Origin of the sequence: Mesorhizobium sp. Cs1299R1N3 (genome assembly GCF_037179625.1) — a bacterium.
GTDB classification, from domain to species: Bacteria; Pseudomonadota; Alphaproteobacteria; order Rhizobiales; family Rhizobiaceae; genus Mesorhizobium; species Mesorhizobium salmacidum.
Map to the genome: position 1 here is coordinate 116,520 of NZ_JAPYKQ010000005.1, position 23,877 is coordinate 140,396.

Below are 23,877 nucleotides of genomic sequence, written 5' to 3' on the forward strand. Positions count from 1 at the left end.
CGGCGAGGACACAGCCGCAAGGTTTGTCGATGGAAGGCCAGGTAGCCGGCGGGCCGGTTCCTCGCCCGCCAGATTCTGCGGCCGGCGAGCGAGGGGAGATTTGCTTGCCCGAGCTATCAGGCCGCCTCGCGCTTCAGCGCCTGCGCCATGCAATGGATTCCGCCGCCGGTCTTGGAGATTTCGCTCATGTCGACGGCCGCCACCTCAAAGCCGCGCGCCTTGAGTTTCTCGATCAATGTCTTGCTGGATGTCGGCGCGATCACCCGGTCCTTGCCCAGCGACATGAAGTTGCAGCCTAGCGCCATCGTGTCCTGGAAGGGAACGTCGATGATCTCGTGACCCTTGCCCTTCAGCCAGTCGACGATGCCGGGCTCGGTGCAGGCGAGGCAGACGGCGGTGAGCTTTTCGGCGATCGGCACCACCATCAGGTCGATGTGAACGTAGTATTCGTCGATGAAGGCAATGCGCGTTTCCCAGCCTTCCTTCTCGAACCAGGCCTGCACCTGGCGGGCGCCTTCCTCCTGCGTGCGCGCGCCGCCGCATCCGATCAGCACCACGCCGTCCTCGATGACGTTGAAGTCGCCGCCCTCGAAGGTGCCTGCCGTCACCATGTCGTAGATCGGGATGCCGAGCTTTTCATAGGTGCGGATGGCCGCGTAGTTCTCGCCGCGCCGCCACCAATTGGCCATGGCGGTGATGATCGCGCCATAAGGCGTCATGACGCTGGAATCACGGGAATAGACCTGCATCGGCAGTTCCGGCGTCGGCTCGTGCCAATGGATGTTAACGCCGAAATGCTCGTAAGCCGCGACCAGATCCTTGTGCTGCGCCTGCGCGATCTGGACGTTGCAGGGCGCCTCGCGCAGATGTTTTCGCGAGAGCGAGCTGGTCGACAGGTGACGCAGGAAATTCGGCGAGCCGAGCAGCACGTCGGTCAAGACGTCGGTCTCGTTGGCGAAACCCCAGACGGTCAGCGGCTTGGTGCCGCCGGAGGGATTGCGGCGCTGCAGCGAAAACGGCTCGGCGATGATGCGGTCATGAACGGTCATGCGGTTCTCCTCGTGGCTTGTTCTCAAGAATTGGTCGGTCGCGCATTGTTTGGTATCCACCAGTCGCGCCCGCGCGGCGTGGTGACATATTCCGGCCAGCGGAAATTGATCGGCGGCTCGTAGTCGCAGAGCGGGGCGATCCAGTTGGAGCCGCCAACGCCGCCGCCGGTACGGGTCGTGAACTCGCTCATCGCCTCTTCGCGGGCGGTTTTGTCCTCGAGCAGGCGCAGCGCCGCCAGCGCGACCGTCTTGGCAGCGCAGATGACCATCGGATCGATCGTCGCGGGAATGCCGCCCAGCGCATTCATCACCCATGCCGGAAAAGCGTGGCCGTTTGCCGAGCGGAGCGCTGGGCGGGCGACATAGAAGCGCGCGGTCGGCGCGTGCCAGCTCATGTCGGTGTAGTCGTCGGAGGTCGAATTCACCTGCGACGGCGGCAAGTCGCGGCGCAAGATCGCCTCGGCCTCTTGCGGCGAAATCAGCCGCTCCAGTTCGTCGATAAAGGGGTTTTCGGTCGCGGTGCCGCCGGCATTGACCTGGATTTCCCGCGCGATCGTCTTGGCGGCATCGTCCCAGCGAGGTGGTCCGACAATTGACAGGGCTTCGTAGGCAATTCCGGCCATGGCGTGGTTGGCGAGCCCCGGCCGCGACTTCGACACCCAGTGCCGTTCGTAGCGGCAGCCGCTGATCGCGGCCGCGGCCGCGGCGTTGCGGTCGAGCACCGCCGTCACCTGCTCGGCCATACGAAGCGTCGGCACGCGGATCATGTACTGGATCTCGGCCAGGCCTGCCGGCAGATTGTCGGCCGTGGCCTGGCCAGCCGTCAGGATCGCCTCGCTGATCGACCAGCCGCCCTGGTGCGGGAGCATGGAATCGCGCAACGCCTTGGAGGCCATGTACATGGTCATCAGCGCATCGTTGGCGCCCGGTGCCCGGACCGCCGAATGCGCCTGCGGGATCGGCGCGCCGTCGCCTGCGCGAACCCAATTTTCGGGTTCGTCGCAGACGAAGCGATAGATCATCGCGTAGGCCGCACCGCAATGCGTGTCCCAGCGCGCGGTGTTGCAGAGCGGTAGCATATAGAAGGGATGGAAGGAGATCATGCCGGCAAGGCCGTCATAATAGCCTTTGGCGGCATGGATCGGCTTCGAGCCGCGCACCTTTTCGGCCGGTTCGCCGGTGAAGCGCAGCGTGCCTTGAATACCGTCGCGCTGCATGGCGGCCTTGGTCGCGAGCAGCCCGCCGAGGCTTGCTATGCCAAGCCCCGAATGCGGATCGGTATGGCCGCCGGCCTCGGCGCCAAGGCCAGGCCGTGGCTGCTTCACCGTCACCGCATCCTGACAGTTGCCGGGTACGGCATCATATTCGGCATACATGCCGACGGTCGGTCCGGCGCCGTTTGTCCAGTGGGCGCAGAAGGCGGTCGGCATGCCGCCCGAGCCTTCCTCGACCGAAAATCCCTCGCGCTTGAGCCGATCGACATACCAGGCGGCCGATTGGTACTCGCGCCACGCTGTCTCGCCGAAATCGAAGATGGTGCGTGTCCAGGCCGACAGCAGGGGCTGGATGCCGTCGAGGCAGGCAAGCGCGGTCTCTTGCGCCGATGTCGTCACCTGTTTGTCCATGCTCCAAAAGAAAGCAGTGAAGCGGCTCGCCAAAAAGTGATATGTTTTCCCGGTTCGTGCAAATTCGGTTCACCTCTTGAGAATTCCTTCCACACAGGCGCTACGCGCCCTCGACAGTTTCGCCAGGCATGGCAGCGTCTGGCGCGCAGCCGACGAACTGCACCTGACCCGCAGCGCGGTAAGCCATCAGCTGCGGCTGCTAGAACGCGACCTTGGCTTCGATCTGCTGGAACGCATCGGCAAGGGCGTGGCGCTCACCCCGCGTGGCCAGCGCTATGCCAGCGACGTGCGCAAGGCGCTGACCGTGCTGGGTGACGCGGTGACGCGCGATGCCGGCACTGGCGTCGGCGGCTCGTTCGCCGTCTCTTGTACGCCAGGCTTCGCCTCGCTGTTCTTGTGCACCCATATCGGCGAGTTCCGGCAGATGTATCCCGATGTGGCGCTGCGCATCCTGACGCCCAGGCGGCTCGACGATGTCAGCAATGCCGATGCCGACGCCTTCATCGCGTTTGGCGTCGGCAACTGGCCAAACCGCATGGCCGAACTGTTGTGCGAAATCTCGTTCACGCCGCTTTGCAGCCCGACGCTGCTCAACAAGGTCGGCGGCTTTTCCCGGCCGGCGGACGTGCTGCGCGCCAATCTGCTCCATCTAGACGACACCGAGGATTGGGCACGCTGGCTGGCGCTGTCCAAGGTCGAAAACCCGGACACCGAAGGCGGTATCTTCTTTTCCGACATGAACCTCGTCTTCTCCGCGGCGATCGCCGGCCAGGGGATTGCCATGGGTGACGAACTGACCAGCCGCCGCGCGCTGAGCGAAGGCCGTCTGGTCAGGCCGTTCGACATCGCGATCAAGTCGCCGCGCTCCTATTTCCTGGTCTCCGAACACGCCAAGGCCTCGCACCCGGTCCTGGAAGCGTTCGCGGGATGGCTGAGGTCGACGCTCTCCGAGAACCGCATTCAGCCTCATTGAGGGGCAGGGTGGCGCCGGACCGCCATAGATGAATGAAATTTGCCGATCAGGCGAAAACTATTCGGTTGCGGTGAGCTTCGGCCCTGCCTACGATTTGGCTCAACGGTAAGGATAGAGGCAGGATGCAGCAACCCGGCCGGGCCGCAGAGATCAAGGCAATCGGGATCGGCAAGAGCTTCGGCTCGTTCCGTGCACTGGACAATCTGACGCTCGATATTGGCCGCGGAGAATTCCTGACGCTGCTTGGCCCTTCCGGATCCGGCAAGACCACCTTCCTGATGATCCTGGCCGGCTTCGTGCAGCCGACCGAGGGCAGGCTTTTCAGCGACGGCGCCGACATCACCGACCGCCCGGCCGAGCAGCGTGCCGCCGGCATGGTGTTCCAGGGTTATGCGCTGTTTCCGCATATGAGCGTCGAGGCCAACATCGCCTTCCCGCTCAAGGTCCGCAAGAAATCGGCCACCGAGATCAAGAAGCGCGTCGGTGAGATGATCGAGCGTGTCGGTCTGATCGGCCACGAGAAGAAATTGCCGTCGCAGCTTTCCGGCGGCCAGCAGCAGCGCGTCGCACTTGCCCGCGCGCTGGTGTTCGAGCCGGGCGTGCTTTTGCTCGACGAACCGTTTTCAGCGCTGGACAAGAGCCTGCGCGGCCAGATGCAGGCCGAGATGAAGCGCCTGCACCAGGAGACCGGCACCACCTTCGTCTTCGTCACCCACGACCAGAGCGAGGCCTTGGCGCTGTCCTCGCGCGTCGCCATCTTCAACCATGGCAAACTGCTGCAGGTCGGGGCGCCGGACGAGGTCTACGACCGCCCGGCCAATCGCTTCGTCGCCGAATTCCTGGGCGAGATCAACATGCTGCCGCTGAAAGGCGTGCGCAGCGCCGATGACGGGGCCACCGGCCTTTGCGAGGACCGCGCCGTCAGCCTGCGCGGCAATCCGGCGACTGTCGGTGCCAACGCCATCCTGGCAATCCGGCCCGAACACATGTCGATAGCGCGCGAGGCCGCCGCCGGAGAGAACGGCATTGCCGCGACGGCGATCGCCTCGACCTATCTGGGGGCGGCAACCAAGCTCGACCTCACCACACGCCAGGGTGCCAAAGTAACCGTCTCGGTGCCCAACGAGATCGCGGCGGCTGCTCTCAGCAAGGGCAATTCCGTCTGGCTGACATGGCCGGCGGAAAAGGGTTTCCTCCTTCCGGACGGAGGACAATGAGCGCCAGTGAGGCCTGATCCGCCGCACCGGCTTCCATAATTGAAATTAACAAAAACAAAGGGGAACTGACATGAACGACACCAAAAAACAGGCCATCGAAACGCTGTCCGAAAGGACGATACGCGGCGAGATTTCGCGCCGCCAATTCACGCAGCTAGCGGCGCTCGTGCTCGCCGGCACGCCGATGCTGCTGCGTTCGAGCGGCGCATTCGCCGCTGCGAAGGAACTGGTGCTGGTCAACTGGGGCGGCGACGCCATCACGGCCTATGACGCGGCCTATGGCCAGGCTTTCACCAAGGACACCGGCATCACCGTCAAGATGGACGGCTCGGGCCCGACCGAAGGCGCGATCGCCGCGCAGTTTAAAAGCGGCGCCCCGACCTGGGACCTGGTCGACGTCGACCCGTTCTCGGCCATTACGCTCGGCGCGCAAGGCATGCTCGAGCCGATCGACTACAACATCGTCGACAAGAAGAAGATGCGGCCGGGCTTCGGGTGGGACTATGCCGCCTCGACCTATTTCTTCTCCTATGTCATCGCCTACGATTCCGAGAAATACGGCAAGGATGCACCGACCGGCATGGCCGATTTCTTCGATGTGAAGAAATTCCCGGGCAAGCGTTCCCTCTACAAATGGGGTGTGTCGAGCTGGGAAGCGGCCCTTTTGGCCGACGGTATCGCGCCGGCTTCGCTCTATCCGCTCGACTTGAAGCGGGCGCACGACAAGATATCGGCCTTCAAGGAAAACGTCGTCGCCTATTGGGGCGGCGGCGCCGAGAGCCAGAGCGTGCTGCTCAATGGCGAAGCCTCGATGGCGATCGTCTGGTCGACGCGCGCCTCGCTGATCGAGCAGGATTCCGGCGGCAAGATCAAGTTCATCTGGGACCAGGGCCTGATCTCGCCCGGCGCGCTGGCCGTGCTCAAGAACAACCCCGGCGGCAAGGATGCTGCGATGAAGTTCATCGCCAGTGCACAGGATCCGGAAAAGCAGTTGGTGATGTTCGACAAGCTCGGCCAGGGTCCGGCCAATCCGGCGGCCGATTCGCTGATCCCTGCCGACAAGAAGCGCATCAATCCCGTCGATCCCGAGAACATGAAGAAGCAGATCGCACTCGACATGGATTGGTACGCGAAGAACTACGGTGCGGCACTCGACGAATACACCAAGATCATCTCTGCCTGACCGGCGGCGATGCTGAACTGACATGAGAGGCGTTCTCTCCGACAGGATGGGCGCGGCGCTGTTGATGGCGCCGCTGCTCCTGTTTCTCGGCCTTGCATATGCCTGGCCGTTTCTCGGCGTGGTGAAGTGGAGCTTCACCTTGCCGACGCCCGGGCTTGGCCAATACAAGGCGTTGCTCACCGACGATCTGGTGCAGTCGGTGTTCATCCGCACGCTGCGCATCGCCGCCATTGTCACAGTTGTGTCAGTCGCCGCCGCCTATGCCATCACGGTGGTCTGGGTGCGCGGCAGCCCGGCGCAGCGCCTCATCGCCGAATTCTGCATCCTGGTGCCGTTCTGGATCTCGGTGCTGACGCGAGCCTTCGGCTGGGTGGCGCTGCTGTCCAATCGCGGCCTGATCAACACCTGGCTGCAGTCGATCGGTTTCATCTCCGAACCGCTGACTTTGGTGCGCAACGAGTTCGGCGTCATTGTCGGTATGACCCATTTCCTCATTCCGTTCGCCGTCTTTCCGCTGGCTTCGGCCATGCGCAGCCTGGACGACCGTGTGCTGCTGGCAGCGCGCGGCCTCGGCTCAAGCCGCATGCGCACCTTCTGGACGGTGTTCGTGCCGATGACGCGCTCCGGTATTATCGGCTCCGCGATGATCGTGTTCGTCTTCTCGCTCGGCTTCTTCGTCACGCCGGCGATTCTCGGTGGCGGCCGCAGCGTCATGATCGCCGAACTGATCTATCTCAGGATATTCCAGAGCCCGGACTGGGGGCTGGGAGCTGCGATCAGCGTCGTGCTGGTGCTGTTCGTCGGCGCGCTGATGGCGCTCTTGTTCCGTTATGTCAGACCGAAGCAGCTTATCTGATGCCGACTTATCGCCCCGGTCCTGTCTCGCTGGTTATCGCCGCACTGGTGGCGCTGTTCCTGCTTATGCCGCTGCTCGCCGTCATTCCGGTATCGCTGACGCCTAGCCGCATGCTGGCGATGCCGACGGGTGAATTGTCGCTGCGCCACTATCGGTCGTTGATTGAGGATCCGCGCTGGCTCCAGTCGATCCTGCTTTCGATCCGCATCGGGATTGTCAGCAGCGCCATTTCAACTGTACTGGCGCTTTGTTTCAGCCTTGGTGTGTGGATGTTCCAGCCGCGCTTTACGGCAGCCCTGGTCGGCTTTGTGCTGTTGCCGATGGTGGTGCCGCCGGTGGTTTCGGCGATCACGCTCTACTTCCTGCTCACCTCGATCTCAGGCGTCAGTTCCTTCTTCGGCTACGACACCTGGCTCGGCGTTGCCATGGCGCATTCGGTGATGACGGTGCCGTTCGCGACCGTGCTGATCCTGGTCTCGCTCAGCCAACTCGACCGCCGCATCGACCTTGCCGCGCGCGGCCTTGGCGCAAGCGTGTGGGAACGCGCCACGCGCATCATCATGCCTAACATCAAGTTCGGCATCGTCACCGCGGCACTGCTCTCCTTCGTGCTCTCCTGGGAAGAGATCGGCGTCACCCTGTTCATCACCTCGGTCAACGCCATCACGCTGCCGCGCCTGATGTGGATGGGCCTGCGCGACAACATCGACCCGGCGATCGCGGCGCTTTCGGTGATTTTGATCATCATCACGGTGCTGGTTCTGGCGGTGAGGAGCCTCGCGGTCAGGCAGCGCGGCGAGCATTAGACAAACCGCACCGAGACTTTGCCAAACCTGCCCAGATCGCCGATCACTTCGTCACCGGCCTCGACGCGTATCGGCGACACGCAAGTACCTGTGATCACCACCTGTCCCGGCTGGAGCGCTATGCCCAGGCCCGACAGCTCATTGACCAGCCATGTGAGCGCAATACGGGGATCGCCGAGGACAGCCGCGCCGGTTCCGTCGTGCCGCGACTTGCCCGAAACAAGACCGGTCACCGGGTACTCCGCGAGATTCACGTCGCGCCATTCGTCTTGCGTGGGCTGGCCGATGACAAAGAGATTGGCGCAGGCATTGTCCGCTATCAGCTGCGGCGCGCCGACGGCGCAGAAATCGTCGTAGCGTGAGTCCGGTATTTCGATTACCGGATGCAAGGTCGCCACGGCATCCATCACTTCAGCGATTTCATAAGGTGCCGCGCGAGGTGGGATCTGGCGGCCGAAACGGAAAGCGAATTCGATCTCGGCGACCCGCATCTTGCTTGTCGCCAGCGAGACGGTCCCGCCAACCTCGACCGCTTTCTCTGCCAGCAGGCGCCCGGCCATCGGGCCGTCGACATTGATATGCCTTTGACCCGCAAGGCTGGTTGCCGCGATCTTCCAGCCGAAAAGCGGGGCCGCCGAACGATCCATGACATGGGCCTGGATGGCATAGCCTTCGGTCCGCGTCGTCGGCCGCAACTCCTCAGGTATGGCGGCGACATGGGTGCCGTTGTCCCAATGACTTACCAGCAGATGCGACGCTGCCCTGGCTTGTTCTGGATCGAGCATGGTCAGCTTCCGAAAATCGGGAACATGCCCTCTGTCTGGCCAAGCCCGCAAGGAACATTCCATCGTAGGGACCAGCCTATATATGGCAAGACCACCTGACCACGCTCATGGTTCATTTGCGGGGCTCTACCGCGCCGGCTGACGAGATTGTCGGCAAGTCGTATTTTCGAGATCATGGGCGTTCATCATTCCGATGACGAATCGCCATCGTCTTCGCGTGGCGAACCGCTATATCTGCGAAGGGATGCGGACATGGACAGGCTTTGGGAAAGCATTGCCAGTCGCGCAACGACTTGAGGAAATGGACGATGACCGCGCCCGGTGATTTGCAGCAAGCCCTGTTCCTCAGGTTGAAAAGCGATGCTTCGCTGTCGGCGCTGCTGGGCGGCGCCGGACTGCTCGAGCGGCCAACCGACAACGTCGCCTTTCCCTATGTGACTTCAGGCCAGACCTCGGCCTTTGACTGGCATACTGGCGCCGAGAACAACGATGACCAGCTGGTCACGCTGCATGTCTGGTCGAAGGCCCATGGTGAAGCCGAAACGCTTGCCATCATGGCCGCCATTGAGGCACGCTTGGCCGACGCGGTACTGGTGATCGGCCCGCGTGGCCAGACGCGGCTGTCCCTGGAATTCAGCGAGGCGCGTTATGATGAGGAACTGCTTGTCCATCACGGTCTGCTGCGATTCCGTGCGCTGACGCAGGAAAACGCCTGACGCGCTTTCAATATCATCGAAACGGAGTCTAAACTGGGCTCTCGCGGGTTTCACTGGTGGGGCGGTGAAATCCAGATTGTCTGTCTCGCGTTGCAGGGGTGTGGCGAGCATGGTTTCAGGGCCGTTCACCGTTCATTTCACGTTCAGCACCGATGCGTTACAACGCCGGTCATGAAAACGCTTCGCTCCCATTTCCGAACCGCGACCCTGGCGCTTAGTGCCGCCGGGCTGTTTGCGTCGCAGGCAATGGCGATACCGGTGATCGGGCCCGACCAGCCCAGCCCGATCGTCCTGGCCGCGTCCGACTGCTATGCGATCGGTCAGCAGGTCGCCGAGCAGAATGGCGGAACACTCGCCAAGGCCTCGGCGTCGACGCGTGGCGGCCAGCCGGTCTGCGTCATCGTCGTGCTCGTGCCCGGCAAGGACGGGCAGCGTCCGCGCCGCTCCGAAATCGTCGTTCCACAGAACTGACGCAGTCTTCCCTTCCTACAGGGCTCCGTTTCCCAGGCCGGCGGAATCGGCCTATATCTGAAACCTCAACAGGCATTGGTCCCCGCATGCGCGTACTCGTTGTCGAGGATGACAAGGATCTCAACCGGCAGATTTCGGATGCGCTGGTCGATGCCGGCTATGTCGTCGACCGTGCCTTCGACGGCGAGGAAGGCCATTTCCTCGGCGACACCGAGCCTTACGATGCCGTCGTCCTCGACATCGGCCTGCCGCAGATGGACGGCATCAGCGTGGTCGAGCGCTGGCGTCGCGGCGGCCGCAAGATGCCGGTGCTGATCCTGACCGCGCGTGACCGCTGGAGCGACAAGGTGTCCGGCATCGATGCCGGTGCCGACGATTACGTCACCAAGCCGTTCCACATCGAGGAGGTGCTGGCGCGGGTCAGGGCCCTGATCCGCCGCGCCGCCGGCCACGCCTCGTCGGAACTGACCTGTGGGCCGCTGCGTCTCGACACCAAGGCTTCGAAGGCCGATGTCGCCGGCGTGCCGCTGAAATTGACCTCGCACGAATTCCGGCTGCTTGCCTATCTGATGCACCACATGGGCGAGGTCGTTTCGCGCACCGAACTGGTCGAGCATCTCTACGACCAGGATTTCGATCGCGATTCCAACACGATCGAGGTCTTTGTCGGGCGGCTGCGCAAGAAGATGGGCATCGACATGATCGAAACCGTGCGCGGTATGGGCTACCGCATGCGTGAGCCGGAGGCGTAAGGCGGAACCGCTCGCTACCAACTCAACCGTGGGCAGACGGCTTTCGCTGCGCGCTTGGCCGCGTTCGCTGACGTTCCGCGTCATCGCCTTCTCCACCGTGTGGGCGATCCTGACCCTGGTCGTCATCTTCACCCTGATCACCACGCTCTACCGCCAGGCCAGCGAGCGAGGCTTCGACAGCTTGCTGTCGGCGCATTTGTTCAACCTGATCGGCTCCATCGGCATTTCCGACAGCGGTGCGCTGACCGGTTCCCCCGATCTTGGCGACCTCCGTTTCTCGGAACCGAATTCGGGCTGGTACTGGTCCGTCGAGCCCGCCTCGGAAGGCGTGCATGGCGATCTTCATTCTTCGTCCATGACCCGGACCATCCCGTCGCCGGACGTGGCGGATGTTCCCTTCAACGCCAATTTCCAGCGCAGCTATGCCGCGCAAGGCATTAATGGCGAGGAACTGGTCGTGTTCGAGAGCGAATTCGTTCTCGATGCCAAGAACCGCGCCGCGCGCTTCCGCGTCATGGGCAACAAGACCGAACTGGAGCAGGAAATAGGAACCTTCCAGCGCCGCTTGCTGACCTATCTCAGCCTGTTCGGCATCGGTATGATCGCCATCAACGCCATCGCCATCCTGCTCGGGCTGCAGCCGCTGCGTAGGGTCCGGAACGCACTTGCCATGGTGCGCGAGGGCACCGCGCAGAGGCTCGACGGCCGCTTCCCGGCCGAGATCGAACCATTAGCCAACGAAACCAACGCGTTGATTGAAAACAACAAACGCATTGTCGAGCGCTCGCGGACCCAGGTCGGCAACCTCGCCCATTCGCTGAAGACACCGCTCGCCGTTTTGCTCAACGAGGGCCGGGCGCTTGGCGGCGCCAAGGGACAATTGATCACCGAGCAGGCCGCGTCCATGCAAAAGCAGATCGACCATTATTTGCAGCGCGCCCGCGTCGCGGCGCAGCGCGACAGCGTCGTCTACCGCACGCCGGTGGCACCGCTGGTGCAGCGCATGGTGCGCGTTTTGCAGAAGCTCAACCCGCAGACCAGTCTGTCGCTGTCGTTGCCCGCGGCCGAGCTCATCTTCGCCGGCGAACGCGAGGACCTCGAGGAACTGCTTGGCAACCTTCTCGAAAACGCGATGAAGTGGGCAAAGAGCGCGGTGTCGGTTACGGTTGCGCCCTTGGCCAGCAGCGGTGACAACCTGTTCGAGATCAGCATCGACGATGACGGCCCTGGCATTCCCGAAGACAAGGCGCGCGAAGCCATGAAGCGTGGACGCCGCCTGGACGAGACAAAGCCTGGAACGGGTCTGGGCCTCGCCATCGTCGCCGACCTCGTCAACGAATATGGAGGCGGGCTGGTGCTGGAACGGTCCGGCATGGGCGGATTAAAGGCAGTGGTGCGATTGCGGAGCCTTCAGTGACGTTTCCCCAGGCCAATCGACACCGACGGGCGGCCCATGCTATGGCGGCATATCGATTGACCTCGGACTGGCCGGCGGCGGCCAAATTTCCGGCAAATATCAACACTATGGCCACGCCCACTTCTCAGATGATGCTCCCCGCGCATCCATGGCAGGCTCCAACTCAGGAATACCGGTTGTTGGCATGAAGATTCGCGTCGCGCTTGTTTCCGCCTTGCTGGCCGTATCGGGCTGCACCACCTTGAGCGGCAAGGGCCCGACCGTGCCGGCGACACCGGCCTCGACGCCCCCGGCCAGCGGCAAGGTTGTCACCAAGTCCATCATTTCTGCCATGGGCGGTGGTCTCATTGGCGGGTCGATCGGCAATGGCCTGAGCGATACCGAAAAGCGCAGCGCGCTCGAGGCCGAATACAAGGCGCTTGAATATACGACGAGCGGCCAGAAGGTGGCATGGAAGGGCGATCAGGCGTCGCGCCATGGCGAGGTGGTTCCAGCCCAGCCTTACCGCGTTGGTTCGCAGGATTGCCGCCAGTACACGCAGACGGTATTCACAGGCAGCGCCAGTGTCACGGCGCACGGAACGGCCTGCCGCAATGCCGACGGCAGTTGGACGCCATTGACCTAGCCAACCGGGTCCGGTTGCGATCCGGCCAGTTGATGTCGATCAAGGACATTTGGCGTGCCTGCCGTCAAAGCGTCGCAGGATGCCTGTGTTGGCAGGGCAGGGCTCTGCCTTTATTGGAAGAACCATGCTGTTCTGGGTCATAGCCGCAATTCTCACGCTGGGCGCCAGCCTGGCGGTGCTTTTGCCGCTGGCCGGGGCCTCCAAGGGCGCGCCATCGAGCGGCGATCACGATCTGGAAGTCTATCGCGATCAATTGGCCGAACTCGATCGCGACGCCGCACGCGGCCTGATCGGGCCCGCTGAAGCGGCCGAGGCGCGCGCCGAGATCGCCCGCCGCATCCTTCGTCTCGGCAATGCTGATCCGGGCGGCAAGACGTCCGGCAGGTCAGCGTCGGTGACGGCACGACTTGTCGCTACCGTCGCCGTGCTGGCGGTGCCGTTGGTCAGTTGGGGGCTCTACAGCCAGATCGGCTCGCCTGACTTGCCGTCGCAGCCGCTCAGCGACCGGCTGGCCAAGAACCCCGCCGACAGTTCGGTCGATGAGCTGGTAGCGCGCGCCGAAGCCCATCTTGCAGCCAATCCTTCCGATGGGAGAGGCTGGGACGTGCTGGCGCCGGTCTATCTGCGCATGCAGCGCTTTGCCGACGCCGCGGCGGCCTACCGCAACGCCATACGCCTCGACGGCGACAGCGCCGTCCGCCAGGCCGGCCTCGGCGAGGCGATCGCCGGTGCCGCGGGCGGTATTGTTTCGGCCGATGCCCAGGATGCCTTCGAGGCGGCCTTGAAGCTTGACCCGGCCAATGCGAAAGCCAGCTTCTATCTGGCCATGGCGTTGGCGCAGGAGGGCCGCGGCAAGGAAGCGGCCGCGGCCTGGCAGGCGATGCTTGGTACGCTGCCGCCGGATTCGCCATGGCGCGGCGCCGTCGAACAGGCATTGGCCAAATCCGGCGGCCCCGAAGTCGCTTCCGGCGCAGCCGCGAAAGGCCCCGATGCCGCCGATGTCGACGCGGCATCCTCCATGTCGCCGCAGGACAGGGAAGCCATGATCAACACCATGGTTGCCGGCCTCGACGACAAACTTCGTCAAAATCCGCGCGACCCGGAAGGATGGATGCGGCTGGTTCGTTCCTATGTCGTGCTGGGCAAGACCGATCAGGCACGCGATGCGCTGGGCCGCGCCATTGCGGTCTTTGGGGCCGACAGTGACGAAGCCAGGAAATTCACCGCCTTTGCCGCCTCGCTCGGCTTGACGGCGACGGAGTAGAACTTGACATGACGCGCAAGCAGAAACGATTGTCGGTGATTGTGGGTGGCTTGGCTTTCCTCGCCGCCGCCACCGGCCTGACCTTCTACGCGCTTGGCCAGAAAGCGTCCTATTTCTACATGCCGGCCGACCTGACGACGGCCAGTGTGGAGCCCGGCCAGCGCATCAGGCTCGGCGGTTTGGTCGAAAAAGGCACCATCCAGCGCGGCCAGGGCACGACGGTTGCCTTTTCGGTCACCGACACCCACAAATCGGTCAAGGTGACCTATACCGGCATCCTGCCCGATCTTTTCCGCGAAGAGCAGGGTGTCATCACCGAGGGCACCTTCGGCACCGACGGTGTCTTTGTCGCCGACAGCGTGCTGGCCAAGCATGATGAGCGCTACATGCCCAAGGAAGTTGCCGACGGGCTGAAGGCCAAGGGTGTCTGGCAGGAGAGCAAGAGTGAATAACTCTGGCGGGAGAGCAAGCGTGAGTTGCGGGAATGGTTGAGACCGGACATTTCGCCCTGGTTCTGGCGTTCGCGCTCTCGCTGGTGCAGGCCGTCGTGCCGCTGTTTGGCGCGCGGCTGAATAACCAGCGCCTGATGGCAGTCGGCGGTCCGGTCGCGGTGACCGGTTTTGCCCTGACGGCGCTGTCCTTCACCGCACTTGCGAGCGCTTACGCAAGCTCCGATTTCTCGCTGGCGACCGTCTGGGAGAACTCACATTCGCTGCAGCCGCTGATCTACAAGATCACCGGAACCTGGGGCAACCATGAGGGCTCGATGCTGCTCTGGGTGCTGATCCTGACCTTCTTCGGCGCGCTTGTCGCCGCTTTCGGCTCCAACCTGCCGGCGACGCTGCGCGCCAACGTGCTTGCGGTGCAGGGCGCCATTGGCGCTACTTTCTTCCTGTTCATCCTGATGACGTCCAATCCTTTCATCCGGCTCAACCCGGCGCCCATCGAAGGCCGCGATCTCAACCCGATCCTGCAGGATCTTGGCCTCGCCATTCATCCGCCGCTGCTCTATCTCGGCTATGTCGGCTTCTCGATCTGCTTTTCCTTCTCGGTCGCGGCCCTCATCGAGGGGCGCATCGATGCCTCCTGGGCGCGCTGGGTGCGGCCGTGGACACTGGTCGCCTGGATGTTCCTGACCGGCGGCATCGCGATGGGATCGTACTGGGCCTACTACGAACTCGGCTGGGGCGGTTTCTGGTTCTGGGATCCGGTCGAGAACGCTTCCTTCATGCCGTGGCTGGCGGGCACCGCGCTGCTGCATTCGGCCATCGTCATGGAAAAGCGCTCGGCGTTGAAGATCTGGACACTGCTGCTTGCCATTTTGACCTTCTCGCTGTCGCTGCTTGGCACCTTCCTGGTGCGTTCGGGCGTCCTGACTTCCGTCCACGCCTTTGCCACCGATCCGACGCGCGGCGTCTTCATCCTGTGCATCCTGACGTTGTTCATCGGTGGCTCGCTGGCACTATTTGCGCTGCGCGCCTCGAAATTGACGGCAGGCGGCCTGTTCCATCCGATTTCGCGCGAAGGGGCTCTCGTCCTCAACAATCTCTTCCTGACCACGGCGACCGCCACCGTGCTGGTCGGCACGCTCGATCCGCTGGCGGTCGAGGCTTTTTCGGCCGACAAGATTTCGGTCGGGGCGCCGTTCTTCAACCTCACCTTCGCCCCGCTCATGGTGCCGCTTCTGGTGATGGTTCCCTTTGGGCCGCTGCTGGCCTGGAAACGCGGCGATGTGTTTGGCGTCGCGCAGCGCCTGATGGTGGCGTTTGCGGCCGCCCTTCTGGCAACGCTGGTCACCGCCTTATTCATCGACGGCGCTTCGGTGCTTGCCGCGCTTGGCGTCGGCCTTGCCGTCTGGCTGATCCTTGGCGCGCTGACCGACCTCGCCGTCAAGGCGGGGTTAGGCAATGCCGCCGCGCCGATCATGGTCAGGCGCCTGGTTGGTTTGCCGCGCTCGGTCTTCGGGACCGCTTTCGCGCATCTTGGCCTCGGCCTGACCGTGCTCGGCATCGTCGGCACGCTCTGCTTCGGCACGGAGAAGATACTGTCCATGCATGCCGGTGAAATCGTCGAAATCTCCGGCCGCGCGGTGCGTTTCGTCGGGCTCTACCCTGCGCAGGGACCGAACTACAGCGAGGATCGCGGCCGCTTCGAGCTGATCGGCGTCAGCGGCAGCCCAATCGGCGAAATCAGCTCCGCCAAACGTTTCTATCCCGTGCGACAGATGACGACGACGGAGTCCGGCATCAAGACCATCGGCCTCTCCCAACTCTACCTTTCGCTCGGCGACGAGGGCAAGGACGGCTCGGTCGTGGTGCGTCTGTGGTGGAAGCCGCTGGTAACGCTGATCTGGGGCGGCGGCCTGGTGATGATGGCGGGTGCGGCCATGTCGCTGATGGACAGGCGCCTACGCGTCGGCGCGCCATCGCGCCGTCGCAAGCAGGCGGTAGCGCCGGCGGGCCTGCCATGAAGGCAAGGCTTTCGCTGACCTCGATTGTCCTGCTGCTGGCGCTGTTTTTTGCCGGCACGGCGCTGGCGGTGAAGCCTGACGAGATGCTGGCCGACACGGCACTCGAGGCGCGGGCCCGGGCGCTGTCGGAAGGCTTGCGCTGCATGGTCTGCCAGAATCAGTCGATCGACGAATCCGACGCCGACCTTGCTCGCGACCTGCGTATCCTGGTGCGCCAGCGCCTCGTCGCCGGCGATACCGACCAGCAGGTGATGGACTACGTGGTTTCCCGCTACGGCGAGTTCGTGCTGCTGAAGCCGCGCTTCGACCTGCGCAACGCGTTGCTGTGGGGCACGCCGGTTCTGTTGCTGCTGGTGGGAGGCGTATTTATCGCTCTAAGCGCGCGATCGCGCCGGACGTTGGCGACGAAATCCCTGTCAGCCGACGAGCAGGCGACATTGGACGCGATCCTGCACCGCGACTGACAGCCCAGTCGCCCGCTAACATTACCAAAGTTTCATGTGCCGGAAATGGCGTCGTAATGTGCGCCGCTCTAATTCTCGTTTCTTGAGGATGCCGATCAAGGCGCGTCCGTTTGAAAGAGGATAAGAGATCCATGAATATTGCCCCCAATTCATATTCCCTCACCCGCAAGCGCCTTCTGGCTGCCGTCGCGTCCGTCGCTGTCGCCGGCGCGATCGGCTTTGGCGCGCTGACCAGTGGAACCAGCCCCGTTCTGGCTGACGCCGTGCGTGTCGAGGCTCCGCAGGTTCCGAGCTTCGCCGATGTCGTGGAGCGCGTTTCGCCAGCCGTGGTCAGCGTCAAGGTCAAGGCCAAGCTGCAACCGACAGCCGATGACGGTTCCGACGATCAGGGCGGTTTCGACAATCTTCCCAACAATCCGCAGCTGCGCCGCTTCTTCAAGGAATTCCGCGGCTTTGGTGACCAGGACCAGGGTGGTCAGAACGACGAAGGTCACCGCCGCTTCGGCCACCGCGACCGCAACAACGATCAGCCGCGCCCCGTGGCGCAGGGCTCCGGCTTCTTCATTTCTGAAGACGGTTATCTCGTCACCAACAACCACGTCGTCGAAGAAGGCACCGCCTTCACCGTGGTGACCAATGACGGCAAGGAACTCGACGCCAAGCTGGTCGGCACCGATCCGCGCACCGACCTCGCCGTGCTCAAGGTCGACGGCGGCGGCAAGTTCACCTATGTCGACTTCGCCGACGATTCCAAGGTTCGCGTCGGCGACTGGGTCGTGGCTGTCGGCAACCCGTTCGGCCTCGGTGGCACCGTCACCGCCGGCATCGTTTCGGCGCGCGGCCGCGATATCGGCGCCGGCCCCTATGACGATTTCCTCCAGATCGATGCCTCGGTCAACCGCGGCAATTCGGGCGGCCCGACCTTCAATCTCAACGGCCAGGTGGTCGGCATCAACACCGCCATCTTCTCGCCCTCGGGTGGCAGCGTCGGCATCGCCTTCGACATTCCTGCCTCGACCGCCAAGCAGGTCGTCGGAGACCTGATGAAGAATGGTGCGGTCCAGCGCGGCTGGCTCGGCGTCGAAATCCAGCCGGTCACCTCCGACATCGCCGAATCGCTCGGTCTGAAGTCCAACAATGGCGCCCTGGTTTCGAGCGCCCAGGATGATGGCCCCGGCAAGAAGGCCGGCATTACCGCAGGTGATGTCATCACCCAGGTCGATGGCAAGGACGTTGCCTCGCCAAAGGAACTCGCCCGCCTGATCGGCGCCTATTCGCCGGGCAAGTCGGTTGACGTCACCGTGTGGCGTGACGGGAAGGGCCAGACTGTCAAGGTCGATCTCGGCAAGCTGCCCGCCAGCGACAAGCAGGCGTCGGGCGACCAGCAGCAGCAACCCGCCGCTCCGGCAAAGCCGGACACGCTGGCCGATCTCGGCCTCACCGTCACCAAGTCCGAAAACGGCAAGGGTCTGGTGGTGACCGACGTCGACCCCGACAGCGCCGCCGCCGATCGCGGCATCCAGCCGGGCGACGTCATCACCGCGGTCAACTCGGCGGAGATCAACGGCACCGAAGACGTCACCAAGGCCATGGCCGATGCGGTCAAGTCCGGACGCAAGTCGGTGCTGATGCAGATCTCCCGCGACGACAACAACCGCTTCGTCGCGCTGCCGGTGGCCAAGGGCTGAGACGACTTTTCCAATGCGGCGGTTTCAACACCCCCGAGTCGCCGCATGGGAAAGCAAGAAGGAGAGCCCGTTAGTCAGTCATCGCGCTCTTCTTCAGCGGCAGCGGGCTTCCCATCGCCCGCTGCCGCGCCCGCATATGACGGCCCATCACGCCCCCATGCCCGAAGCCGACTGGTTCGGTGGTTGCGGGTAACGACATGACCGGGAACCGGCATGTCCGGCGTAACGACGCCACGGAACAAAGATTTTGTCGCGCGCGCTCTCGATCCTCTTGATCGCGATGTGCTTTGGCAAAGGCTAAAATGCAGATGCCGGCTACTCAACCTTCCAGCGAAATCGCGTATAACGGCCCTATGAAGATTCTCGTCATAGAAGACGATCGCGAGGCTGCGGATTATCTGCAGAAAGCCTTCACGGAAGCGGGTCATACCGCGCATGTCGCGGGTGACGGCGAGACCGGCTTCGCGCTTGCCGATGCGGGTGATTATGACGTGATGGTCATCGATCGGATGATGCCGCGCCGCGACGGCCTATCGGTCATTGCCGCCCTCCGCTCCAGGGGCAACACGACGCCGGTGCTCATCCTGTCGGCGCTGGGCGAGGTCGATGACCGGGTCACTGGCCTGCGCGCCGGCGGCGACGACTATCTGACCAAGCCCTATGCCTTTTCCGAACTTCTGGCTCGCGTCGAGGTGCTGAACCGACGCGCCAGCGCCAAGGAGGCCGAGACCGTCTACCGGGTTGGCGACCTTGAACTCGACAGGCTGTCGCATTCCGTCCGCCGGGCGGCGCGCGAGATCACGCTGCAGCCACGCGAATTCCGCCTGCTCGAATATCTTATGCGCCATGCCGGCCAGGTGGTGACGCGCACCATGCTGCTCGAAAATGTCTGGGATTATCATTTCGATCCGCAGACCAATGTCATCGATGTCCACGTCTCGCGGCTACGCGGCAAGATCGAAAAGGGTTTCGACAAGCCCATCCTGCATACGGTTCGCGGTGCCGGCTACATGCTGAAGGGCGGCTAGGCGGCAGCATGGCGCTTTCCGTGCCCGCCATCATGAAGACGACGGCCGCACGGCTTTCGGCGCTGTATCTCCTGCTCTTTGCACTCTGCGCGGTGCTGCTCGTCCTCTATATGACTTCGCTCTCGGCGCGCATGCTGACGGCGCAGACGCAGGAGACCATCAACGACGAAGTGCTCGGCCTCGCCCGCGCCTATCAGCGCGGAGGTCTGCCGGTATTGGTCCGCGTGGTCGAGGCCCGCTCGCGCCAGCCCGGCGCCAACCTCTATCTGATCGCCGATGCCAACGGCCAGATCCTGACAGGCAATGTGCAGAGTCTTGAACCTGGGGTGATCGACACCGAGGGCTGGACGACCGAGCCGTTCTCCTACAAGCGCTTCGGCGAGGGTGAGCTTGATCGCCTGCGCAGCGGAACGTCGGACCAGGCGACGCCTCCTTCGACTGGCGATAATGCGCCGCCGCAGGCCGAAGGCGAAAAGGGTCACAACGCCATTGCCCTGGTGCTGCGGCTGCCGAACCAGATGATCATGCTGGTCGGCCGCGATCTCGGCGAACCGGAGCGGTTCCGTGCCGTCATCCGCCGTTCGCTGGTGCTGGCGCTCGGCATGATGGGGGTGGGCGGCATCCTGATCTGGTTCTTTGTTGGCCGCGCGGCATTGAAGCGTATCGACGGGGTTTCCAAGGCAAGCCGGCGCATTATGGGCGGTGATCTCAGTGGCCGGTTGCCGGTGACCGGCGCCGGTGACGAGTTCGACCGGCTATCGGAAAATCTCAACGTCATGCTGGCCAGGATCTCCACGCTCAACGAAGGCCTGAAGCAGGTATCCGACAACATCGCGCATGACCTGAAGACGCCGCTGACCCGGCTGCGCAACCGGGCCGAAGCGACGCTTTCCGGCAAGCAGAAAACATCGGACTATCGGCAGGCGCTGGAAGGCACCATCGCCGAGTCCGACCAGCTGATAAAAACCTTCAACGCCATCCTGATGATCTCCCGGCTGGAGGCTGGGTATTCTTCCGAGCACACCAACCGCGTCGATCTGGCGGCGGCCGTGCGTGATGTGGTCGAACTCTACGAGCCCGTGGCCGAGGAGGCTGGCGTTTCGCTGGATGCCGAGGTGAACGGTGCTTTTGTCGTTGACGGCAACCGCGAACTGATCGGCCAGGCGCTTTCCAACATCGTCGACAATGCGATCAAGTACTCAACCGATTCCACATCCAAGCCGGCGGTCCGTGTGGCGCTCGAACGCACGCATGGCGAGATCAGGCTTTCCGTCGCCGACAACGGCCAGGGCATTCCCGACGAAGCCGATCGCGCCCGGGCGACCGAACGGTTCGTGCGGCTGGAGAAGAGCCGTTCGCAGCCCGGTTCCGGCCTTGGCCTCAGTCTCGCCAAGGCGGTCATGACATTCCATTACGGCCGGCTTGACCTGTTGCCTGGCAATCCAGGACTATCCGTGGTCATGAGTTTCCCCGCGCGGGAGGACCACTAATGGCGGCCGTTGCCAAACGGAGCAAGACAGACTGGTTGCTGAGCCTGGAATCCCCCCTTGCTCCGCTCGACGAGAGCCGGGCACGGCAGGAACTGTCCGAAATCGCGGACGCAGCGCGCGAAGAAGGGCTGACACGGGCGGCCAAATTCCTGGCCGGCAAGGGGACGGCGCAGGATTTCCTGGCCGCCGTCTTTGACCTTTCGCCGTTCCTGCGCGATACGGCGCGCCGCCGGCCGCAAATCCTGGACGGCCTCTTCGACCTGCCGGTCGAGACCCGCCTGAAGGCGATCACCGCCGCGATCGACCAGGCGCCGCTGGCGGAAATGGTCTCGGAATCCGGCCTGATGATGGAGCTGCGCCGGCATAAGGCCGAGGCGCATTTCCTGATCGCACTCGCCGATCTTTCGGGCGAGGCTGAAACCTCGCTGACTGTAAGGCGGTTGAGCGATCTCGCCGACGCCTGCACCCGTGCGGCCGTCGATTTCCTGCTGCGTGACGCGCATGGCCAGGGCAAGCTCAAACTGCCCGACCTCGACAGTCCGTCGCATCAATCGGGTTGGATCCTGCTCGGCATGGGCAAGCTCGGCGCGCATGAGCTGAATTTCTCCTCCGATATCGACCTCGTCGTGTTCTTCGATCCGGAAGCGCCCGCCGTGGTCGATCCACTCGACGCCACCGACCTGTTTTCACGCCTGACGCGGCGGCTGGTGCGCATCCTGCAGGATCGTACCGAGCACGGCTATGTCTTCCGCACCGATCTGAGATTGCGTCCCGATCCCGGCTCGACCCCGCTCGCAATTCCGGTTGAAGCCGCGCTGCGCTACTACGAGGCGCGCGGCCAGAACTGGGAGCGTGCCGCGATGATCAAGGCGCGCCCGGTCGCCGGCGATCTCGCGGCGGGCGATACCTTTCTCAAGGAGCTCCAGCCCTATATCTGGCGCAAATACATGGACTATGCGGCTATTGCCGACGTCCATTCGATCAAGCGCCAGATTCATGCCCATAAGGGCCATGGCGAGATCGCCGTGAAAGGGCACAACGTCAAGCTAGGGCGCGGCGGCATCCGCGAGATCGAGTTCTTCGTCCAGACCCAGCAGCTCATCGCCGGCGGCCGCTTCCCGGAGCTGCGCGGCCGCGAAACCGTGCCGATGCTCGGTCAGCTCGCGGCTCGGGGCTGGATCACATCAGATGCGCGTGACGCGCTCGCCCGCCAGTACTGGTTCCTGCGTCGCGTCGAACACGCCATCCAGATGGTGGCCGACGAGCAGACGCACACGCTGCCGGAAGACGACGAAGGGCTGGAGCGCATCGCCCGCATGCTGGGCTTTGCCGACGCGGTCGTGTTTGCCGGGGCGTTCCGCGCCTCGCTGCAGCAGGTCGAGCGCCACTATGCCGCGCTGTTCGAAACCGCGCCCGAGCTTTCGGCCGGCATCGGCAACCTGGTCTTCACCGGTGACGTCGACGACCCGGACACGCTGCGGACCTTGCACGGTCTCGGTTTTCAGAGGCCAAGCGATATCTGCCGTGTCATCCGCGGCTGGCATTTCGGGCGCTATCGCGTCACCCGGTCGGCGGAGGCGCGCGAGCGGCTGACGGAACTGACACCGGCACTGCTCAAGGCCTTTGGCCAGACGCGCCGGGCCGATGAGGCGCTGGTCCGTTTCGACGAATTCCTCGCCGGCCTGCCGGCCGGCATCCAGTTGTTCTCGTTGTTGCAGTCGAACCCCGCATTGCTCAGGCTGATGGCGACGATCATGGGCGCAGCACCCCGGCTGGCGGCGATCATCACCCGCCGGCCGCATGTCTTCGACGGCCTGCTCGACCCGGCTTTGCTGACCGAGCTTCCCGACCGCGGCTATCTCTCGGCGCGGCTGTCGGCCTTCCTCGAAGGCGACAGTGCCTATGAGGACATGCTCGACCGGCTGCGCATATTTGCTTCCGAGCAGAAATTCCTGATCGGTGTGAGGCTGCTCGCCGGTTCGATCGATCCGGCCCGCGCCGGCCGCGCCTTCTCCGATCTGGCGGACCTGACCATCGGGGCTGCGTTGCAAGCGGTGACCGCCGAATTCGCGGTGCGCCACGGCACGATTGCCGGTGGCGTGGTTTCGCTGCTCGGAATGGGCAAGCTCGGCAGCCGCGAATTGACCGCCGGATCGGATGTCGATCTTATTCTGCTTTACGACCACAATGCCGATGCCGAGGACTCCGACGGTGAAAAGCCGCTGGCGCCTTCGCATTACTACACCCGCATGACGCAGCGGCTGATATCGGCTGTATCGGCGCCTACGGCGGAAGGGGTGCTCTACGAGCTCGACCTGCGTTTACGGCCGTCCGGCAACAAGGGACCGGTCGCCACCCACATCGATGCCTTCAAGAAATATCAGCGCCAGGAGGCTTGGACCTGGGAGCACATGGCCCTGTCGCGTGCGCGGCCGATTGCTGGCGACGTTAGCCTGTGCGGCGAGGTCGAGGCGGAAGTTGCCGCGTTGCTCAGCCGGCCGCGCGATGCGGCGAAGGTGAGGGCGGAGGCGTCGGACATGCGTGCCATGATCGAGCAGGAGAAGGCGCCACGCGACCTCTGGGACATCAAGCTGATCCCGGGTGGTCTGATCGATCTCGAATTCATCGCCCAGGTGGCTGTCATCACCGGGCAGGTCGAGGCCGGGCCGCGCGCCACCGGTACGGCCGAGATCCTGTCTCGCCTGACGCCACGTTTCGCCAATGCCGGGATCAGGCAGGACCTTGGCGATGCTTACGCCCTTTATCTGGCGCTGACCCAGATGACGCGGCTGTGCCTTACCGGACCCTTCGAACGTGACGACGTTCCGCCGGGGCTTTCGGATCTGCTTCTGGCGGTCACCGACCTGCCGGATTTCGGTGTGCTGGAGGCACACCTCAAGGAGACGTCGCAAAAGGTCAGGAAGGATTTCGACCTTTTGCTTCGTGCCGGGGGTTCGTGATCAACGAGCGTTCGGCCGCATCGGGGGTGACGATGCAA

Annotated in this window: 21 protein-coding genes; 18 read left to right on the forward strand and 3 right to left on the reverse strand. The window is 63.7% G+C overall.

Features of this window, described 5'->3' with window-relative positions; genetic code table 11:
* Positions 1-116 precede the first annotated feature (116 nt).
* Together O7B34_RS13820 and O7B34_RS13825 are read right to left on the reverse strand one after the other, a co-directional pair.
* Positions 117-1,049: a dimethylarginine dimethylaminohydrolase family protein gene (locus O7B34_RS13820; protein WP_027143943.1), complete on the reverse strand. Its 933-nt coding sequence runs from the start codon at positions 1,047-1,049 to the stop codon at positions 117-119.
* Between the two features lie 23 nt (positions 1,050-1,072).
* Positions 1,073-2,674 (reverse strand): amidohydrolase, encoded by a 1,602-nt coding sequence (locus tag O7B34_RS13825; RefSeq protein WP_337146560.1) that lies wholly within the window; start codon positions 2,672-2,674, stop codon positions 1,073-1,075.
* 76 nt (positions 2,675-2,750) lie between these two features.
* Between O7B34_RS13825 and O7B34_RS13830 the strand changes: the two genes are divergently transcribed.
* The 5 genes from O7B34_RS13830 (at position 2,751) to O7B34_RS13850 (ending at position 7,709) form a co-directional block, all read left to right on the forward strand.
* Complete coding sequence (locus O7B34_RS13830) at positions 2,751-3,647, forward strand: LysR substrate-binding domain-containing protein (RefSeq protein WP_140717055.1); 897 nt, start codon at positions 2,751-2,753, stop codon at positions 3,645-3,647.
* A 122-nt stretch (positions 3,648-3,769) separates the two neighbouring features.
* The gene (locus O7B34_RS13835) at positions 3,770-4,864 is read left to right on the forward strand and encodes an ABC transporter ATP-binding protein (RefSeq protein ID WP_337146561.1); all 1,095 of its coding nucleotides are present in this window, start codon (positions 3,770-3,772) and stop codon (positions 4,862-4,864) included.
* 70 nt (positions 4,865-4,934) lie between these two features.
* Complete coding sequence (locus O7B34_RS13840) at positions 4,935-6,047, forward strand: ABC transporter substrate-binding protein (RefSeq protein WP_337146562.1); 1,113 nt, start codon at positions 4,935-4,937, stop codon at positions 6,045-6,047.
* 22 nt (positions 6,048-6,069) lie between these two features.
* Positions 6,070-6,903: an ABC transporter permease gene (locus tag O7B34_RS13845; RefSeq protein WP_027143938.1), complete on the forward strand. Its 834-nt coding sequence runs from the start codon at positions 6,070-6,072 to the stop codon at positions 6,901-6,903.
* Positions 6,903-7,709 (forward strand): ABC transporter permease, encoded by an 807-nt coding sequence (locus tag O7B34_RS13850; protein ID WP_337146563.1) that lies wholly within the window; start codon positions 6,903-6,905, stop codon positions 7,707-7,709. Before O7B34_RS13845 ends, O7B34_RS13850 begins: the two co-directional genes overlap by 1 nt.
* On the opposite strand, the gene O7B34_RS13855 is transcribed toward O7B34_RS13850, so the two are convergent.
* On the reverse strand, positions 7,706-8,494 hold the full coding sequence (locus O7B34_RS13855) for a 2-keto-4-pentenoate hydratase (RefSeq protein WP_337146564.1): 789 nt from the start codon (positions 8,492-8,494) through the stop codon (positions 7,706-7,708). The two genes, O7B34_RS13850 and O7B34_RS13855, sit on opposite strands and share 4 nt — an antisense overlap.
* A 308-nt stretch (positions 8,495-8,802) precedes the next feature.
* Here O7B34_RS13855 and O7B34_RS13860 point away from each other — a divergent pair, with 308 nt between their 5' ends.
* From O7B34_RS13860 to O7B34_RS13920, 13 genes are all read left to right on the forward strand, one after another.
* A complete protein-coding gene (locus O7B34_RS13860) occupies positions 8,803-9,210 on the forward strand; it encodes a DUF3168 domain-containing protein (RefSeq protein ID WP_337146565.1) in 408 nt (135 codons plus the stop codon).
* Positions 9,211-9,381: 171 nt separating this feature from the next.
* Positions 9,382-9,681, forward strand: coding sequence for a hypothetical protein (locus O7B34_RS13865; RefSeq protein ID WP_337146566.1), 300 nt, complete (start codon positions 9,382-9,384; stop codon positions 9,679-9,681).
* Between the two features lie 86 nt (positions 9,682-9,767).
* Positions 9,768-10,433: a response regulator transcription factor gene (locus O7B34_RS13870; RefSeq protein WP_027143933.1), complete on the forward strand. Its 666-nt coding sequence runs from the start codon at positions 9,768-9,770 to the stop codon at positions 10,431-10,433.
* Between the two features lie 28 nt (positions 10,434-10,461).
* Positions 10,462-11,850, forward strand: a complete 1,389-nt coding sequence (locus O7B34_RS13875) for an ATP-binding protein (protein ID WP_337146567.1) — start codon at positions 10,462-10,464, stop codon at positions 11,848-11,850.
* Positions 11,851-12,034: 184 nt separating this feature from the next.
* Complete coding sequence (locus O7B34_RS13880; protein WP_027143931.1) at positions 12,035-12,475, forward strand: hypothetical protein; 441 nt, start codon at positions 12,035-12,037, stop codon at positions 12,473-12,475.
* 124 nt (positions 12,476-12,599) lie between these two features.
* Positions 12,600-13,739, forward strand: a complete 1,140-nt coding sequence (gene ccmI, locus O7B34_RS13885; RefSeq protein ID WP_337146568.1) for a c-type cytochrome biogenesis protein CcmI — start codon at positions 12,600-12,602, stop codon at positions 13,737-13,739.
* A gap of 8 nt (positions 13,740-13,747) precedes the next feature.
* A complete protein-coding gene (gene ccmE, locus O7B34_RS13890) occupies positions 13,748-14,191 on the forward strand; it encodes a cytochrome c maturation protein CcmE (protein ID WP_337146569.1) in 444 nt (147 codons plus the stop codon).
* A 32-nt stretch (positions 14,192-14,223) separates the two neighbouring features.
* Positions 14,224-16,209, forward strand: a complete 1,986-nt coding sequence (locus O7B34_RS13895; protein ID WP_337146570.1) for a heme lyase CcmF/NrfE family subunit — start codon at positions 14,224-14,226, stop codon at positions 16,207-16,209.
* Positions 16,206-16,673: a cytochrome c-type biogenesis protein gene (locus tag O7B34_RS13900; RefSeq protein WP_337146571.1), complete on the forward strand. Its 468-nt coding sequence runs from the start codon at positions 16,206-16,208 to the stop codon at positions 16,671-16,673. The genes O7B34_RS13895 and O7B34_RS13900 overlap by 4 nt, the downstream gene beginning before the upstream one ends.
* A 131-nt stretch (positions 16,674-16,804) precedes the next feature.
* Complete coding sequence (locus O7B34_RS13905) at positions 16,805-18,361, forward strand: Do family serine endopeptidase (protein ID WP_337146572.1); 1,557 nt, start codon at positions 16,805-16,807, stop codon at positions 18,359-18,361.
* Between the two features lie 353 nt (positions 18,362-18,714).
* A complete protein-coding gene (locus O7B34_RS13910) occupies positions 18,715-19,389 on the forward strand; it encodes a response regulator transcription factor (protein WP_023771592.1) in 675 nt (224 codons plus the stop codon).
* 8 nt (positions 19,390-19,397) lie between these two features.
* Entirely contained in the window at positions 19,398-20,879 is a 1,482-nt protein-coding gene (locus O7B34_RS13915; protein WP_337146573.1) for a sensor histidine kinase, read from the forward strand.
* Complete coding sequence (locus O7B34_RS13920; RefSeq protein WP_337146574.1) at positions 20,879-23,839, forward strand: bifunctional [glutamine synthetase] adenylyltransferase/[glutamine synthetase]-adenylyl-L-tyrosine phosphorylase; 2,961 nt, start codon at positions 20,879-20,881, stop codon at positions 23,837-23,839. The genes O7B34_RS13915 and O7B34_RS13920 overlap by 1 nt, the downstream gene beginning before the upstream one ends.
* Positions 23,840-23,877: the final 38 nt, after the last annotated feature.

Bases quoted from the DNA above. Each gene is read 5' to 3' on its own strand.
- O7B34_RS13820 (WP_027143943.1), bottom strand. From the start codon at position 1,049: ATGACCGTTCATGACCGCATCATCGCCGAGCCGTTTTCGCTGCAGCGC.
- O7B34_RS13825 (WP_337146560.1), bottom strand. From the start codon at position 2,674: ATGGACAAACAGGTGACGACATCGGCGCAAGAGACCGCGCTTGCCTGC.
- O7B34_RS13835 (WP_337146561.1), top strand. From the start codon at position 3,770: ATGCAGCAACCCGGCCGGGCCGCAGAGATCAAGGCAATCGGGATCGGC.
- O7B34_RS13840 (WP_337146562.1), top strand. From the start codon at position 4,935: ATGAACGACACCAAAAAACAGGCCATCGAAACGCTGTCCGAAAGGACG.
- O7B34_RS13845 (WP_027143938.1), top strand. From the start codon at position 6,070: ATGAGAGGCGTTCTCTCCGACAGGATGGGCGCGGCGCTGTTGATGGCG.
- O7B34_RS13850 (WP_337146563.1), top strand. From the start codon at position 6,903: ATGCCGACTTATCGCCCCGGTCCTGTCTCGCTGGTTATCGCCGCACTG.
- O7B34_RS13855 (WP_337146564.1), bottom strand. From the start codon at position 8,494: ATGCTCGATCCAGAACAAGCCAGGGCAGCGTCGCATCTGCTGGTAAGT.
- O7B34_RS13860 (WP_337146565.1), top strand. From the start codon at position 8,803: ATGACCGCGCCCGGTGATTTGCAGCAAGCCCTGTTCCTCAGGTTGAAA.
- O7B34_RS13865 (WP_337146566.1), top strand. From the start codon at position 9,382: ATGAAAACGCTTCGCTCCCATTTCCGAACCGCGACCCTGGCGCTTAGT.
- O7B34_RS13870 (WP_027143933.1), top strand. From the start codon at position 9,768: ATGCGCGTACTCGTTGTCGAGGATGACAAGGATCTCAACCGGCAGATT.
- O7B34_RS13880 (WP_027143931.1), top strand. From the start codon at position 12,035: ATGAAGATTCGCGTCGCGCTTGTTTCCGCCTTGCTGGCCGTATCGGGC.
- ccmI (WP_337146568.1), top strand. From the start codon at position 12,600: ATGCTGTTCTGGGTCATAGCCGCAATTCTCACGCTGGGCGCCAGCCTG.
- ccmE (WP_337146569.1), top strand. From the start codon at position 13,748: ATGACGCGCAAGCAGAAACGATTGTCGGTGATTGTGGGTGGCTTGGCT.
- O7B34_RS13895 (WP_337146570.1), top strand. From the start codon at position 14,224: ATGGTTGAGACCGGACATTTCGCCCTGGTTCTGGCGTTCGCGCTCTCG.
- O7B34_RS13900 (WP_337146571.1), top strand. From the start codon at position 16,206: ATGAAGGCAAGGCTTTCGCTGACCTCGATTGTCCTGCTGCTGGCGCTG.
- O7B34_RS13905 (WP_337146572.1), top strand. From the start codon at position 16,805: ATGAATATTGCCCCCAATTCATATTCCCTCACCCGCAAGCGCCTTCTG.
- O7B34_RS13910 (WP_023771592.1), top strand. From the start codon at position 18,715: ATGAAGATTCTCGTCATAGAAGACGATCGCGAGGCTGCGGATTATCTG.
- O7B34_RS13915 (WP_337146573.1), top strand. From the start codon at position 19,398: ATGGCGCTTTCCGTGCCCGCCATCATGAAGACGACGGCCGCACGGCTT.
- O7B34_RS13920 (WP_337146574.1), top strand. From the start codon at position 20,879: ATGGCGGCCGTTGCCAAACGGAGCAAGACAGACTGGTTGCTGAGCCTG.